Origin of the sequence: Priestia sp. AB (assembly GCF_028369225.1) — a bacterium.
Lineage (GTDB): Bacteria > Bacillota > Bacilli > Bacillales > Bacillaceae_H > Priestia > Priestia megaterium.
In genome coordinates this window covers 1-15,424 of sequence record NZ_JAQMYN010000005.1, presented here as the reverse complement: position 1 = coordinate 15,424, position 15,424 = coordinate 1, and the positions used below count along the sequence as shown (strand labels likewise).

Below are 15,424 nucleotides of genomic sequence, written 5' to 3'. Positions count from 1 at the left end.
AGACTATCGCCTTCTTCTTTTTTTATATTTCAACAGCATGTCCACCATCTAAAAAGTACAGATAGCGATGCTGCACAGGTTGTTTTACAATCCGCTCAATGGCCTTTGCGTAAAGCTCTAACTGAATGCGGTATCTGTCAATTAGAAATGGTTTTGCTCGTTCAAAATCCCCTTGAAAACGATCCGAAATGTTATCGGTTTTAAAATCAAGTAAAACGAGGCCTTCTTCCGTTTCATACAAACAATCAATAATACCTTGCACTAAAATTGTTTCGTCTTCCTGCTCCCAATGATCATAGATTTCTTTAGCGGAGACACCTAAACTAAAAGGCATCTCTCTATAAACCGTGCGAGCCGTTCGAATACCTTGTGCAATGTCACTGTCTAAAAAGTCTGCTACATCATTTGCATCAACAGCATCCGCTTGTTCTTGCGTCAATAATTCTTTGGTAACCATTGATTGAATAAAGTCTTGAACCATTTCAAGGGTATAAGCTTTATTTAATGGAAGCTGCTGCATAACGGCATGTGTAGCTGTTCCTCTTTCAGCTCCTGTGAGAGATTTCTCTTGAAGAAACAGCGGACGATTTTCAAGAGGTGCTTTAGATCCCCGAACGAGATCGTCGCTTCCACCTGCGTCCGTCAGCTGCTGCTGCCTTTTTAGTTCAGAAACAGATTGCTTCGAACGATGAACGGAAGCTACACGATAATCATAAGACCAATTTAAGCGTCTATACACTTCGTCTTTATAATCGCTCGATTCTGAAACTGGCTCATGCTTTTGAAGAGCGTTTAAAAGCTCTTCATGATGCTGCTGCTCTTCAAGAGGCTGTTCGGCTAAATCACCTGCTAATAACGTTGAAAGTTTCCAGCTTGAAGCATGCTGATGAATCATCTCAGCCGGCTGGACCTCTCCTTCAACCATATGACTAACATTTTGGTGACGAATTAAAGAAGGTCCAATCCAGTCTAAATAACATTTTGCATCTCTTCTCACGTGAGCTGGAAGCGTCCAATCTTCATGTGCCATAACGGAGCTCCATTGTCTGAGCTTTTCTGGTGCATCTTTTACTGTTCCAACTAAAATAAGTTTTTCTTTCGCACGCGTCAAAGCTACGTATAATACCCGCATCTCCTCTGCCATGCTTTCTTTTTTCATTTTTTTCTTCATGGTCTGCTGAAGAAGAGTAGGGTACGTAATACGCAGTTTTGGATCAATATATTTAGATCCAAAACCTAGTTCCTTATCGAGTAAATATGCTTTATTCAAGTCCATTAAGTTAAACTGACGAGCAAGACCAGCTACAAAAACAACAGGAAACTCAAGACCTTTACTGCTGTGGATCGTCATCAAACGCACCACATCTTCTTGTTCTCCCAGTGCTCGAGCAGCTCCTAAATCGTTCCCTCGGTCCTGCATGCGTTCAATAAAGCGTAAAAATCGAAACAGACCTCTAAATGAAGTTGCCTCGTACTGTCGAGCGCGATCGTAAAGAGCACGTAAATTGGCTTGACGCTGTTTCCCGCCAGGAAGTCCGCCAACAAATTCAAAGAAACCCGTATCGCGGTAAATTTGCCATACCAGTTCTGACAAAGAGCTTTGTCTAGCTTGTGTTCTCCATGCTTTTAACTGCTCATAGAAATACTTTACTTTATCGCGAAGTTCTTCATCATCTGAAACCGCTAAGTACGTTTTTAACGCATCGTAATACGTTCCTTTCTTTTGCTCTGCTCTCAGTGTAGCTAACTCTTCATCTGAAAGCCCTACTACCGGTGAGCGAAGAACAGAAGCTAACGGAATGTCTTGATGCGGGTTATCTACTACTTTTAATAAAGACATCATAATCATCACTTCAGTAGCATCAAAATAACCTGTTGATAAATCGGCATAAATGGGCACGCCTTCTTGCTTAAATTCATCCATAATCTGCGCAGCCCAAGGCATGGAACGAAGCAAAATAACAAAGTCACGATACGTCACATTTCTCATGATATCGAGCTTGCGATCATATATTTGAAAGCGGTTTTGAACGAGTTCTTTGATTTTACGCGCCATTGCTCTTGCCTCTAACTGAGCCGTTTCAAGCTCTGCTTCTGAAAAAGCGACGAGAGAAGAATCCGATTCTTCTTCCCCTCCTTCTTCTGCATTTTCTTTTGCAATGAGCAGAAGCTCCGTTTCCATTCCTTCCACTTTTGGATACGATGCTCCTAATTTTAAAGAAGCATCATCGTCATATGCAATTTCTCCTACTTCTTCATCCATCAGCTGATTAAAAATAAAGTTTGTAGCATCAAGCACTTGAGAACGACTACGGAAGTTTTTATTCAAATCGATACGTTTTCCGAACTGGCGACCATCTTGTGTAAAGCGCTTGTACTTTGTTAAAAACAAAAATGGCTCCGCTAAACGAAAGCGGTAAATGGATTGTTTTACATCTCCAACCATAAATAAATTCCCTTGTTCTTCACTATCTCTCGTCACTAATTTAATCAGTGTTTCTTGAACCATATTTGTATCTTGATATTCGTCAACAAGCACCTCTTCAAACTGAGTACGATATTTTTGGGCAATGGACGAAGGCTTAAGCACTCCATCTTCTTTTACACTCAAGATTTGCAGGCAATAATGTTCTAAATCAGAAAAGTCCACTAACCCTTTCTCTTTTTTCATATTTTCATATCGTTCACCGAAGCGCTGAACTAAAAAGATTAGCGTTTCAATAACGGGTTTCATTTTCTCAAAATCAGCCATGTAGCCGTGCAAAGGCCTAGAAAACAAATCAGCATGAAGTTTTTCAAGACTTGTTTTAGCTTTTTTGCGAAGCTCTCCGAAATCATCTAAAAGCTGCGAGTCGTATGCTTCTCCTTTACATGGCTTTAAACGAGTAAAATTCAAATTCTGCATTTCCTCATGCAAATCAGCAAAAGAATGCTTAGAAGCGCTGATCAGCCGATGAATTTGAGCCAGGTCTTCCTCTGCATTAACGGCGCGAGGAGCAGGCCCTCCTGGCAGCTTTGTTAACTCTAAGCCCTGTTTTAAAATCGACTCAATGCCCATCAGCTGCGTTGTTACTTCTTGTAAAAGAAAAGATAGAAACGGAAGTGAATCAATAGAAGAGTCTTCTGTCACATCATATTGACTCACGATCATTTCAAGCCAGCCGTTTGGGTCAGGGTTAGATCTTGCAAAGTCATACAGCTTTCTTACCATAAGCTGAATATCTAAGTCATTTCTGTCACTTGTATAACGATCAATTAAATCAAAGAATCGCTCGTTCTGTTCAATACTGTACTGTTCTTCAAACAATTCTTCTAATACTTCTTCACGCAGAAGATCCGCTTCCGTATCATCTGCAATCCGAAAACCAGGGTCTACATCGATCAAATAATAATACGTTCGAATGACTTCTAAACAAAAAGAATGGAGCGTAGAAATCGACGCACGGTTTAATAAATTAAGCTGTCTGCGCAAGTGCAAAGAAGATGGATTCTTTTTTAACTCTTTTTCCAATGCTTCTCCAATTCGATTTCTCATTTCGGCTGCAGAAGCATTTGTGAACGTAGCAACGAGTAATCTATCAACATCGATTGGCTCATCACCCATCGTAATCTTTTTAATAATACGTTCAACTAAAACCGCTGTTTTTCCTGAGCCAGCCGCCGCGGCTACTAATATATCTTGACCGGATGAAACAATGGCGTTCCACTGATCATCCGTCCACTGGGAGTCGGCCGGTTTTACGTGTATATCTTCACTCATCTCGTTTGGCCTCCTCTCGAATTTTATCTAAAATAACACTTTGACTCTCTGTACTAAGCTGACGATATTCGTTGTTTTCCATTGATTCATCGAACTGACAAATTGAGCGGTATTCACAAAACGCACATGGTGTTTTATCTTTTAGTTTATAAGGCGAAATATCAATTTTCCCATTTGTAATCTCTGTACCTGCCTCCACAAATTTACCTCGCACATACTGACGGAGATGTGTAAAATCTTCTTCGCTGGCAACCGAAGAATTGGAATAAAAGCCCCCTGTCTTTTTAATGCCAGCTGATATAACCTGTGAGTGCCCTGATTCTAACGTTTCGTCCATTAACCTTACTGCTTCCTCGTCTCCTACAAGCAGTCCCTTCATTTTAAACTTCTTGAAGATTTCAGCTTCAATTTGATCAGGCTGTAATGCTTTAGTACTGTTGATCATTGGATTATGAACGTGGAAATAAAGAACGCCAGCAGGCAATGCTCCTCTATTATCATGAAGAAGCTGTTCAGCATACGTCACGACTATGTCTAAATAAGCTAAAATTTGAAGAGATAAACCGTAGTACACTTCCACTAAGTTTAATGCTTTATCGCTTGATTTATAGTCGACAATACGCAGTAAAAGTCCTTTTGAGCTTTCCGCTTTATCTACCCTGTCAATTCGGCCAACGAGTTCCATCGTATGGCCATTTGGCAGTGTGAACTGCATAGAAGGCAGCTCTGCACTAGGTCCAAATCCAAGCTCCAATCCAACAGGAACAAAGCCGCTCATCTTAGCGTGCTCACTTAACACAAGCGACGCACGTTCAATAATTTGCTGCAGCTTATGTGTTAAATAGTGGTGGCGATTCGAGCTCAATAAAATCTCATTTTGCAAGCGCGGAGCAAGTTCATGCACTGCAGCCGTAGAAAGCTGCTGACAGTCTTTTCTCGTTAAGTTCTTCCATTCTTTTTGACCGCCGCGAAGTTCGTCTGAAATCATTTTCAACGCCGCGTGAAATAACTCGCCTATGTCAGGAGCCGCCAATTTGAAAACTTTTCGTTCTTTAAGCTTGAGCCCGTGAGAAGCAAAATGTGCATATGGACAGGCTTCAAATTTTTCCATTCTCGATACGCTTGCTTGAATATGCTTTCCATACAGACGTTGACTCGTTTTCTTTGTTAAGCGTTTTGCTTCATTTTTATAAAATAAGCTGCTTAGTACTTTCCCACTGTATGAGTTCCAATCTGGATTTTCCACATAAAAATTATACACATCCCACCAAGCGGAACTCATCGGATAATGGCGTTTCCATCCTTGCAGCTGGCTGGCTAAATGCGCGATGCTTGTTAAAGGATTTGTGATATAATCAACTTGCTTTTCTTCTTCTAAATCTGTAGGTTCCGTCATTAACAGCTTTTCCTGCAGGAGCGGAAATAGCTCTTTTACTCGATTAATAACGAGTGAAGGCAGCATGGTCTTCCCTTCCTCATTGGCAAGAGGATACGAAACATAAAGTTTTTCCGAAGAGCTAGAAAGTGCTAAATAAATGAGAAATTGTTCGTCAAACAGCTTTTGTCTTCCAGTTGGCGCAAGTAATAAACCTGATTCAAGCAGCTGCTCTCTCTCCTTCTCAGATAACAGGCCATCGCTTTTTGGTTTAGCTGGAATCACACCATCATTTACACCTAACACAAAGCTTGCTTTGATATCGGATAAACGCGAACGCTCAAAACTTGCCACAACCACTTGATCCAGTGCAGGCGGAACAAGTGCAAACTGCATGCTGTCAAGCCCTGTCTCAAATAGATCTGCGAACAAAGAAATCGATACTTTCTCTTCTCCCATCATTTCAACAAACTGATCAAATAAGTGAAGAATTGCTTTCCATACCTGCTCGTGCTCTCTGGCTTCCTGAAGCTTTCCTTCTTCTTCACATCGATTGCGCAGCGCTTCTATCTTTTGTGGAATATCTAAATTCGTTAAAAAACGATAGAGCGCTTCTGCTTTTTCTTTTCCTATTTTCCCTTGTTTTAATTTTTGCTGAAGCGAATAAATAGGAGGAACAATCATATTTTTTAATTCATTTATTTTTTGCTCAAAAGCAAGCTCTTCGTCCGTTTTCCCAAGGTTCATGTCTTCAAGTGAACGATATTTTCTGTAGGTAAATGGTTCCTTGCTCGTCCACTTAGATCCTTGAATACCGTAAGCAAGTACATAGTTTTCTAATTCATCCATCTCTTCGCGAAGCTGGTGCACATCAGATGACAAAGGAAATAAAAGATCTGTTTTCACTACTCGAAAGATGGTTTCATATCGCCATGACCCGCTTACCACTTCTAAGACTGAGCGAACAAATTCAACGAGTGGATGGTGAAACATCGCTCGCTTTTGGTCAATAAAGTACGGAATTTCATAATCTTGAAAAATGGTTTGAAGCAAGTCATGGTAGTCTTCTGCATTTCTAACAATCAAGGCAATATCACGATAGCGATAGCCGCGATCGCGCACAAGTGAAAGCACTTCTCTTGCAATCCCTTCAACTTCTGCTCTTCGGCTAACAGCCGGCAGAAGCTGAATGTTCTCGGGCTCTGACTGAAATTCCGGCGTTGGCCGTTCATCATAATATCGTTCTAAATAGGCAAGCTCTGGACTGTTTTGATGCCTTTTTTGTTCGTTAAATACGATTGGCTCTTGAATCTCTATCCCGTTTTCAGCCGCAAGGCCCATTAGTTCTTGGTACGTTTCGCTCGTTAATCGAAACAAGTGCAAGTCATTTGGAATAAAATCTTGATATGAATAATCAGAAGTCACCGCTATTTTTACTTCTCTACAAACTTTCATCAGCTCTACTAATACGGTTAATTCTTGAGGAGTATAGTGATGAAATCCATCCACATAAATCGTTGCTTGAGCAAGGTAGGCAGAAGACGCTACTTTTTCACTCAGCAGCTTCAAATAATCTTCCCCATCTACATATTTCGTCATCAGCTGTTTTTCTAATTCTCCGTAAATGAGATGTAAATCATGTAATTTATCAGCAAGAACTTTCTCATCTTCTGCTTGAAGCTTTTTCTTCATCTCTTCGAGAGACGGGGCATCTACTGTGTACTGTTTAAATTCTTTAACCATTTTTTCTAGTTCTTCAATAAACCCTGCTTGTTCTGAAGAATTCGCAAACAGTCGAAGCTCTTCCTTTTGATGTTCGATAATTTTTTTAAGCATCATATGAATACCTGTTTGATCCACATGATAGCGGCTAATACCTCCCACTTCTTGCAGGATACGCCATGCAAGACGTGTAAAACTATAAACTTGAGCACGCATCATGCCTTCTAACCCAGGTGTTTGAACAAGCGCATACTCCGACTGAAATGTCATCTGTTCAGGTACAATATAAATAAGTGGATGCCCAAGCGGAGCATTTAACAGCTCTTGGCGCATGCTATTTAAAAGATATTCCGTTTTCCCGCTTCCTGAACGTCCTAATAAAAACTGTAGCCCCACGTTTTCACCCCTTCATTTTTTTCTCTATGTTTTCATTTCTTTAAGTACAAAATGGATAAACGCCACGTAAACACGTGACGCAGTCGTCAAAATTTTATAGTGATCATCATCTAAATCTCTCTATCTCTCTCCTTATTATTTTACTGAACTTGCAGACAAAATTCCACTTTGCCGATATGTGAAATGCTGGATGCAACAAAAAAACTTTTCAGTAGTCAAAAGACCACTGAAAAGTTTTAGAAAAGCGAATTATTTTCTACTTTTACATCATGATTCCACCATCTACATGAAGTGTTGTACCGTTAATATAGTTGGACTCATCAGATGCTAAATACAGATAAGCATAACCAATGTCAGAAGGCTGACCTAATCTTTGTAAAGGAATAGTGGATTTCATTTGATCAATGATTTTGTCTGGCATCGCCTTCACCATATCCGTCTCAATAAACCCGGGAGCTACAGCGTTTACATTAATTCCTTTTCGTCCCAGCTCTTTAGCCCATGTTTTTGTCATTCCTACTACGCCTGCCTTTGTCGCCGCATAGTTTGTTTGACCAACATTTCCATATACGCCAGATACCGAAGATGTGCTAATAATTTTCCCTTTACCTTGAGCAATCATATGCGGTACCACTGCTTGTGTACAGTGAAAAACGCCTGTAAGGTTTACGTTGATTACTGCTTGAAAATTTTCAACTGATAATTTGGTTAGCATTCCATCTCTGGTGATACCTGCATTGTTAATTAAAATATCTATTTTAGAGTAGTGTTTCACTACTTCTTCTACCATTGCATCTACACTCTCTCGATCCGCTACGTTCACTTGAAAAAATGCTACATCTCCGCCTTCTTCTTTTAGCTGAGCTGCTCGTTCTTCTCCAGTTTTTGCATCGTAGTCAACCATAGCGACCTTTGCACCCTCTTGTGCGAATATTCGAGAAGCTTCGAACCCTAATCCATTTGCTGCACCCGTAATAATTGCCACTTTATCTTTTAATCTCATGTCACCCGCGCTATAAGACGCTTACTAACAACGATTAATCAGCAAGTCGCTTGAATCTTAGTAGCGCATTCCCCTCCTCAAAACGACGCCAAGCACGTCTTAATGATCATTCGGTGCTTTTCTAGTAATGATCCCTCTACTTACATCTTAGTAGCCAAGCTCAAAAATCATTCATATAATTTTTAAGAAAACGTTTTGAAATACATGAGGTGATAATACATGTTGAGAAAAAACATGTATATTTCTAGAAAACAAAGGGTTCATTACTTAGGTGCAACTAGGAATAGACGTCTAATTTATTCCCAGTTTTTTCTTTTACTTTAGCATATTTCTCACAATTGATAAACAAAAAACTTGTTCATTACTGGACAGATACTCTGTATATGCATTGTTCTGCCAACCGAATAAACAGACAAATAACTTCTTTAAGAAAAATTTTAAGATCCTTTCAAAAATGCTGTTGTATCCCTATAAGAAAAGGCTTTTCTATAGTTTACAATACCCCTTTTGGCTGTATGTATAACAAAAGACTACCTATTAAAAAGCAGTCTTTCATCACTATTTGTTATATATAAACAAACTATTTGTCATACTGTTTCACTTTAGATTTTTCATTTAATCTTCGTTCAATTTGTTTTCCAACAAGCCATAGAACAAAAATGATGACCAAAACAAGTACTGCTTTTAGAGGCTGTTTCACAAATGAAACAAAATCGGCCCCAATAAAGCTCATCATAAATATCATCACCATTTTACCGGCTAATACAGCAAGCATAAACTGAGCCATACTAACACGTGATAGTCCTGCTACTACATTAATTGCCGAAGACGGGGTAAAAGGGAAACAAAGCATAATAAACAGCGGTCCGAACCCGTGTCTTTCTACCCAAATCATAATCTTTCGAATTTGCGCATGCCGGCTGATGAAATGTAAAAACCTCGCCTGTCCATATTTTCTAAAAATCAAAAAGACAAGCAGTGATCCAACGCAGCTGCCAACCCATGAAATTAAAAAACCTAACCATAAGCCAAAAGCAGCAGCATTGGCCATTACAAACGCAAAAAGCGGCAAGATGGGGATGAACGCTTCTAAAATAGGCAACAGCAGCCCTGGAATGATTCCAAATGATTGATATTGTTTTAATAACTCGAGGACGCCGTCTAATGTCAAATAATGCTTTAATGTTTCAAAATCCATCGAATGTTCTCCTTATTTAAACAACTGTGCTACTTTTCACTTATTGTACTACTTTCCTTTACCAAACAAAAGTTTTACAGCGTTTTACCTTTCCTGTTCTTTTACGTTTGCCATACAGCCTTTATTTGCACACACATTTTTGGTTGAACAGCCATGCACTTTTTACTGAGACTGTTTTAAATAACGTTTAAACCAGCTTGTTAAATATTTTAGTCTTGCCGTTCGTAAATTAGGCTTACCGCTTCTAGAAAGTTCATGATTAGACTGGGGAAAACGAATAAATTCTACTTCCTTGTCTTTTCTTTTCAGTGCCACATAAAGCTGTTCAGCTTGTTCAATTGGACATCTATAATCCTGTTCGCTATGCAAGATTAACAGCGGTGTTTTAACGTTCTCCGCTAAACGAAGCGGCGAGTGGTTCCAAAGTTTTTCCGGATTTTCATAAATATCAGCTTTTAATTCCCATTCGGTAAAATAATAGCCAATATCACTAACGCCGTAAAAACTTGTCCAATTTGAAATAGACCGTTGCGTTACCGCTGCTTTAAATCGATTTGTACTTCCTACAATCCAGTTTGTCATAAACCCTCCGTAGCTTCCTCCTGTTACGCCAAGCTTATCTTCATTAATATAAGAGTAGCGCTTAACTGCTTCGTCGGTCACTGCCATCAAATCCGTATAATCCATGCCTCCGTAATCCCCTCGAACCGCATCTGTAAATGCTTGACCATATCCTCTGCCGCCTCTTGGATTAGAAAAGAGGATATTGAACCCTTTTGATGCAAGTACTTGGAATTCAAGCATAAATGTATGACCATACATAAGATGCGGACCTCCATGGATTTCTAAAATGGTTGGAGATACATCATTGGTAGCAGCAGCTTTTACTACCCAACTGTGGATATGTATACCGTTCGTAGAAGTCGCGTAAAAAGATTCTGCTTGTGTGAGCTGCACATGCTTTAAAAATGAGTCATTAACGTTTGTCAGCTTCACTAATTCCTCTGTTTTTAAATTTAGAGAATAAAGATCTCCGGGACGTGTAAATGTACTGATTGCCACGATAGCTTCCTCACAATTTGGAAGAACAGATATCCCATATACGTGAGCATTATCCATAAATACAGGGTCTAACTTTCCATTCACATTTCCTTTATATATGCCTACAGACCCCTTTTCACTTACGACAAAATAAAATTCTTCATTACTGCCCCACATAATTCCCGATGCGGTTCTGCCAAAGTGCAAATCTCCTGCTACCATATCTCCTACTTCTAAGTCTATACCAGCAGTGATACAAGCTGTTTTTTGGTTAGAGATCTGATAAATGTATATGTCATTCATTGAAGCTGATCCATATGTACGTTCATTTCCAATGTATGCTATGTATGACCCATCCGGTGACCACGAAACTTGATGAAAATATCCTGTTTCTCCTGTAATAGATGTTACTTTTTTAGTATCGCGATGCAAAATAAACACGTCCATAGTTAATGATAAATCCGGATTCTCTCCTCGGCTGCTGCAAAATACAATTGAGTTTGTATCAGGGGACCAGCACCCAACAGAGTGATGATAAGGTCCATCCGTTAAAAACGTCACTTTTTTGTTTTTAAGTTTAACGACGGCAACTTGAGCATATTCACCTTTTAAATAACCGCTGGCATCGGATTTGTACAATAGACGCTCCACTTCGTAAGGCTGAGGATATTCATGATTTTGTTCAACTCTTACAGCTTTTTCTCCTACTTTTGTAGAAAACATGATTTCGTCACTATAAGGAGACCACACCGGATTACTAACGCCTTTTTCAAGATCTGTGAGTGCTTCTGCTTCTCCTCCTGCCACTGCTAATAGGTAGAGCTGAACGGCTTGACTGCGATCGGATAAAAAAGCAATCCACTTGCCGTCCGGGGACCAGGCGGGAGAATGATTATTTCCTTTGTAGTACGTTAATTGCTTAGTTTCTTTCGTTTCAAGATCTAACATAAACAGCTGCGTTTCATACGCATTTTCTATTTTCTTCGTTTTTCGAACCGTATAAACTACACTTTTTCCATCTGGAGAAATCTGAGGATTATAAACAGACTTCAATTCATACAAATCCTCTATCATTACCGTACGCTTTTTTAAATCATTCAATTTCTTCGCCCCCAAGGATTCATTTTTAAATCAAATAGTCAATCGATAAAAACGAAAATAGCGTTTCCCTCTTACTTTATCATTTCTAAAAATAAAAATCTAAAAATTTAGAAAATTAGTTGTTTTTTCTTCTTTTAATCTATATAATAATAAAAAGGGTGCAGAGGTGATGAGGTATGAACAATGAAAAATCGTACACGGAAATGATGAAGTCCCTCGCTCGCAAGAAAAAAGTAATTGATACTGTGAGTATGTTGGATGTTTATATCGAAATGGTAATTGATGAATCGCTTTTTAAGCGTCAAAAAGAACTGTTAGAAACAAACATTAACACGGCATTAGATCAACGTGATGAAATTGCTTTTTATGAGTTATCAGCACAGTACCAATCCCTGCTTCAAACATCTACTTAATATTTTAAGAACTTAATTCATGTTAATGATTTATATGTACGTTTAACAGGCAGATCCTTTCTTCTCAGGAAGAACAGCTGTCTGTTAAATCGTGTTTACTACATAAAAAAAGATTCTTACATCTGTAAGAATCTTTTTTAGTAGAATCTTTCCTATGAGTGGACGTAACCGACCATTCCACTCATAGATTTTTTTGTTATTTATGCGTCTGAAACTGCTCTTCTTCTGTGGAACCTTTTAAAGCTGTTGTAGAAGAAGTCCCACCAGAAACTACTTGTGCCACTTCATCAAAATAACCCGTTCCTACTTCACGCTGATGTCTTGTAGCTGTATATCCATTTACTTCACTAGCAAACTCTCTTTCTTGTAACTCTGAATAAGCTGCCATTCCTCTTGTTTTATATCCTCGTGCCAGCTCAAACATGCTATGGTTTAAAGCGTGGAAGCCAGCAAGCGTAACGAATTGGAACTTGTAGCCCATTTTTGCGATTTCTCTTTGGAATTTTTCAATCGTTTTCTTATCTAATTTTTTCTTCCAGTTGAAAGATGGTGAACAGTTATAAGCAAGCATTTTACCTGGGAATTTTTCATGAATAGCATCTGCAAATTTTTGTGCTTGTTCCAAGTTTGGTGCAGACGTCTCACACCATACTAAATCAGCATACGGAGCATATGCTAAGCCACGAGCAATAGCTTGATCGATTCCCGCTCTCGTACGATAAAAACCTTCAGCGGTGCGTTCACCTGTAATAAACTGGCGATCTACAGGATCAACATCACTTGTAATTAAATCAGCGGCATCAGCATCGGTACGAGCAATCAGAAGTGTTGGAACACCCATTACATCAGCAGCTAGACGAGCAGCAATCAAATTTTTCACAGCGGTTTGAGTTGGAAGCAATACCTTGCCGCCGAGATGACCACACTTTTTCTCAGAGGATAATTGATCTTCAAAGTGTACGGCAGATGCTCCCGACTCAATCATTCCTTTCATGAGTTCAAATACATTTAACTGTCCTCCAAACCCTGCTTCTGCATCTGCTACAATTGGAGCAAAGTAATCGATATCCCCTTCTCCTTCTAAATGCTGAATTTGATCGGCACGCTGGAGCGCTTGATTGATTCGTTTAACAACATGCGGCACGCTGTTTGCCGGGTATAAACTTTGATCAGGATACATGTTTCCTGAAAGATTTGCATCTGCAGCTACTTGCCATCCGCTTAAGTAAATTGCTTTTAATCCTGCTTTTACCTGTTGTACTGCTTGATTCCCTGTTAAAGCTCCTAATGCATGAACGTATGGCTCTGTTTTTAATAAGTTCCAGAACTTTTCGGCTCCTCTTCTAGCAAGCGTGTGTTCAATATCAATGGACCCTCTTAGCCCAATGACTTTTTCTGCAGAATATGGACGTTCAATTCCTTTCCAACGCTCATCGCTTTTCCAGTTCTCTTCAAGGTTTTTTACACGAATGTCTTTCATTCTTTATACCCCCTAATGAATTTAAAATTCTATATTCATAAAAATATAAAACGCAGCAGTTAGAATATGTCTGTTTCATGATGAAGTAAATTAGCAGTTTGCCATAATATTAGCAAGAACGTAGATGAAATAAGTAAGTAGTTGAAGGACATGTAGCAAGACTTAGCTGAGGTGAATATACGCTGAAAATTTAGACTGCTATCTTTTCAATCACAAATAACTATTCCTCCCTATTGTTATAAAACAGTTTTTATTTTACATACGTTATTATATAACAGTACTTCCGAAAATGAAACCTCCTTTTAGAATTTTTTTCCTACTCGCAAGGAGGCTTTTCTATTAATACCTACGTATAAAAGGCTTCATATATCCTTTACTTTTTCTTATATCACTTATTCATTTCTTTCATACTTCTCAACAAATGAAATTCTTTCCAGTATTGTTGGGTGACCATATCGGAAAATCTTCACTAAATACGGCGGATTTACCTGGGACAGTCCTGATTTCGTTAAGTCCTGAAACGTTTTAATAGCAGCTTGCTTATCTCCTGTTAGGTTCATAGCGTACGTGTCAGATTGAAGTTCATGATGACGCGACTGCATATTTGTTAACGGACTCACAGCAAATGTAAGAATAGAAAAAATAAGTAGAATAAGCGGTAAAGAATTTAAATCACTAAGAGAAGTAATTTTTAATGCTTTCCCCCATCTCTTAATCACAAAGCCGGCTAAATGTTTCGTTAGCCATAGGCCTACGATCGATAAAACTAATGCTGAAGCAATCCCCACATAAATATGTTTCTTTACATAATGACCCATTTCATGCGCCATGATAAACAAAATTTCACGTTCCGTTAATTTATTAAGAGTGGTATCCCATAACACAATTCTTGAATTAGAACCTATTCCCGTCACATATGCATTAAGGGAGTTCGTTTTTTCAGACATGTTTACTTCATATACATGCTTAGCAGGTATATGAGCTTCGTCTGCTAAATGTAAAATTTTCGTCTCCAGCTCTTTATTCTTTAATGGATAAAAATCGTTATATAACGGATCGATAACCACCGGTTGAATAAACGTCAAAAATAGCGTAAATGGAATAGATACTAGCCATGCATACAGCCACCATCTTTTTGAAAACTTACGAATGAATGCATATAACACAGCAATCACTAAAAACATGGTGGCATAGTTTACCCAAAAATCTGTAAAAAGATCTTTCATCCATCCTTGGAAAGGTTGCGTCGTAATATGATAAGCTGTTGAAAGCTTATAGCTAATCCAGTCCATAGGGAAAGAATAGATCAGCAGCAGAACGGATAACCAAAATACATAAATAGCAGTTTGGAGAAGACTGAAACGGCTGACGTCTTTAGACCACTTATTAACTTTCTTAGACACACCTAACACTAAAATTAAAATAAACCCTAGCCACTCATATGGAATTCGGATAAAAAAGAGCGCATCTCTAATTTTTGAATATTTTTCGGTTAACATAAGTTCTCGTCCATTCATAAACGTAGCCGGGTCTACGCTGGTGCCTTTTAATGATTGTGGAATAGAGGTATCGCTTATATAGAATAAATACACCCAAATACACGCTCCATACACAAGAAAAACTCCGATGGACCACCAAACAATTTTTTTCACGCATTCCCCTCCTTTTGTACAAACAGTATGCCGCTATTACTATTGTAGGTTTTTTTTCGGAATTTAGAACAAGCGTTTATAGATGTGCTATAAGAAATGCAATTTGGGGCGAGGAAATCATAGAAAAACGGAAAATAAAGTTTAGACAAAAGAATAAACTCTGTTTACAAACAAAAAAAGCAGTTTGCATATGCAAACTGCTTTTAAGATGACCCGTACGGGATTCGAACCCGTGTTACCGCCGTGAAAGGGCGGTGTCTTAACCGCTTGACCAACGGGCCAG

8 protein-coding genes and 1 tRNA gene are annotated in these 15,424 nt (G+C 38.9%); 1 reads left to right on the top strand and 8 read right to left on the bottom strand.

The window, feature by feature from the left end; all coding sequences use genetic code 11:
* Positions 1-22: 22 nt before the first annotated feature.
* From addA to POF52_RS16195, 5 genes are all read right to left on the bottom strand, one after another.
* Positions 23-3,760, bottom strand: coding sequence for a helicase-exonuclease AddAB subunit AddA (gene addA / locus POF52_RS16215; RefSeq protein WP_271993448.1), 3,738 nt, complete (start codon positions 3,758-3,760; stop codon positions 23-25).
* Positions 3,753-7,253 carry a helicase-exonuclease AddAB subunit AddB gene (gene addB / locus POF52_RS16210; RefSeq protein WP_271993447.1) on the bottom strand — a complete coding sequence of 1,167 codons (3,501 nt, stop codon included), beginning with the start codon at positions 7,251-7,253 and terminating at the stop codon, positions 3,753-3,755. The genes addA and addB overlap by 8 nt, the downstream gene beginning before the upstream one ends.
* A gap of 262 nt (positions 7,254-7,515) precedes the next feature.
* On the bottom strand, positions 7,516-8,256 hold the full coding sequence (fabG, locus tag POF52_RS16205; protein WP_176585142.1) for a 3-oxoacyl-ACP reductase FabG: 741 nt from the start codon (positions 8,254-8,256) through the stop codon (positions 7,516-7,518).
* Between the two features lie 580 nt (positions 8,257-8,836).
* Positions 8,837-9,454: a TVP38/TMEM64 family protein gene (locus POF52_RS16200; protein WP_013081701.1), complete on the bottom strand. Its 618-nt coding sequence runs from the start codon at positions 9,452-9,454 to the stop codon at positions 8,837-8,839.
* A 162-nt stretch (positions 9,455-9,616) separates the two neighbouring features.
* Positions 9,617-11,596, bottom strand: coding sequence for a S9 family peptidase (locus POF52_RS16195; protein WP_271993444.1), 1,980 nt, complete (start codon positions 11,594-11,596; stop codon positions 9,617-9,619).
* Positions 11,597-11,772: 176 nt separating this feature from the next.
* On the opposite strand from POF52_RS16195, the gene POF52_RS16190 reads away from it, so the two are divergent.
* Positions 11,773-12,009, top strand: coding sequence for an IDEAL domain-containing protein (locus tag POF52_RS16190; RefSeq protein ID WP_013055344.1), 237 nt, complete (start codon positions 11,773-11,775; stop codon positions 12,007-12,009).
* A 196-nt stretch (positions 12,010-12,205) separates the two neighbouring features.
* Here the strand turns inward: POF52_RS16190 and aceA are convergent, their stop codons facing one another.
* The 3 genes from aceA to POF52_RS16175 form a co-directional block, all read right to left on the bottom strand.
* Positions 12,206-13,489, bottom strand: a complete 1,284-nt coding sequence (gene aceA / locus POF52_RS16185) for an isocitrate lyase (protein WP_271993437.1) — start codon at positions 13,487-13,489, stop codon at positions 12,206-12,208.
* Between the two features lie 392 nt (positions 13,490-13,881).
* Complete coding sequence (locus POF52_RS16180; RefSeq protein WP_271993435.1) at positions 13,882-15,141, bottom strand: M48 family metallopeptidase; 1,260 nt, start codon at positions 15,139-15,141, stop codon at positions 13,882-13,884.
* 209 nt (positions 15,142-15,350) lie between these two features.
* Positions 15,351-15,422: transfer RNA gene (locus POF52_RS16175), tRNA-Glu, on the bottom strand.
* Positions 15,423-15,424: the final 2 nt, after the last annotated feature.

Coding starts and splice junctions, on each gene's coding strand:
- aceA (WP_271993437.1), bottom strand. CDS start 13,489: ATGAAAGACATTCGTGTAAAAAACCTTGAAGAGAACTGGAAAAGCGAT.
- POF52_RS16190 (WP_013055344.1), top strand. CDS start 11,773: ATGAACAATGAAAAATCGTACACGGAAATGATGAAGTCCCTCGCTCGC.
- addA (WP_271993448.1), bottom strand. CDS start 3,760: ATGAGTGAAGATATACACGTAAAACCGGCCGACTCCCAGTGGACGGAT.
- POF52_RS16200 (WP_013081701.1), bottom strand. CDS start 9,454: ATGGATTTTGAAACATTAAAGCATTATTTGACATTAGACGGCGTCCTC.
- fabG (WP_176585142.1), bottom strand. CDS start 8,256: ATGAGATTAAAAGATAAAGTGGCAATTATTACGGGTGCAGCAAATGGA.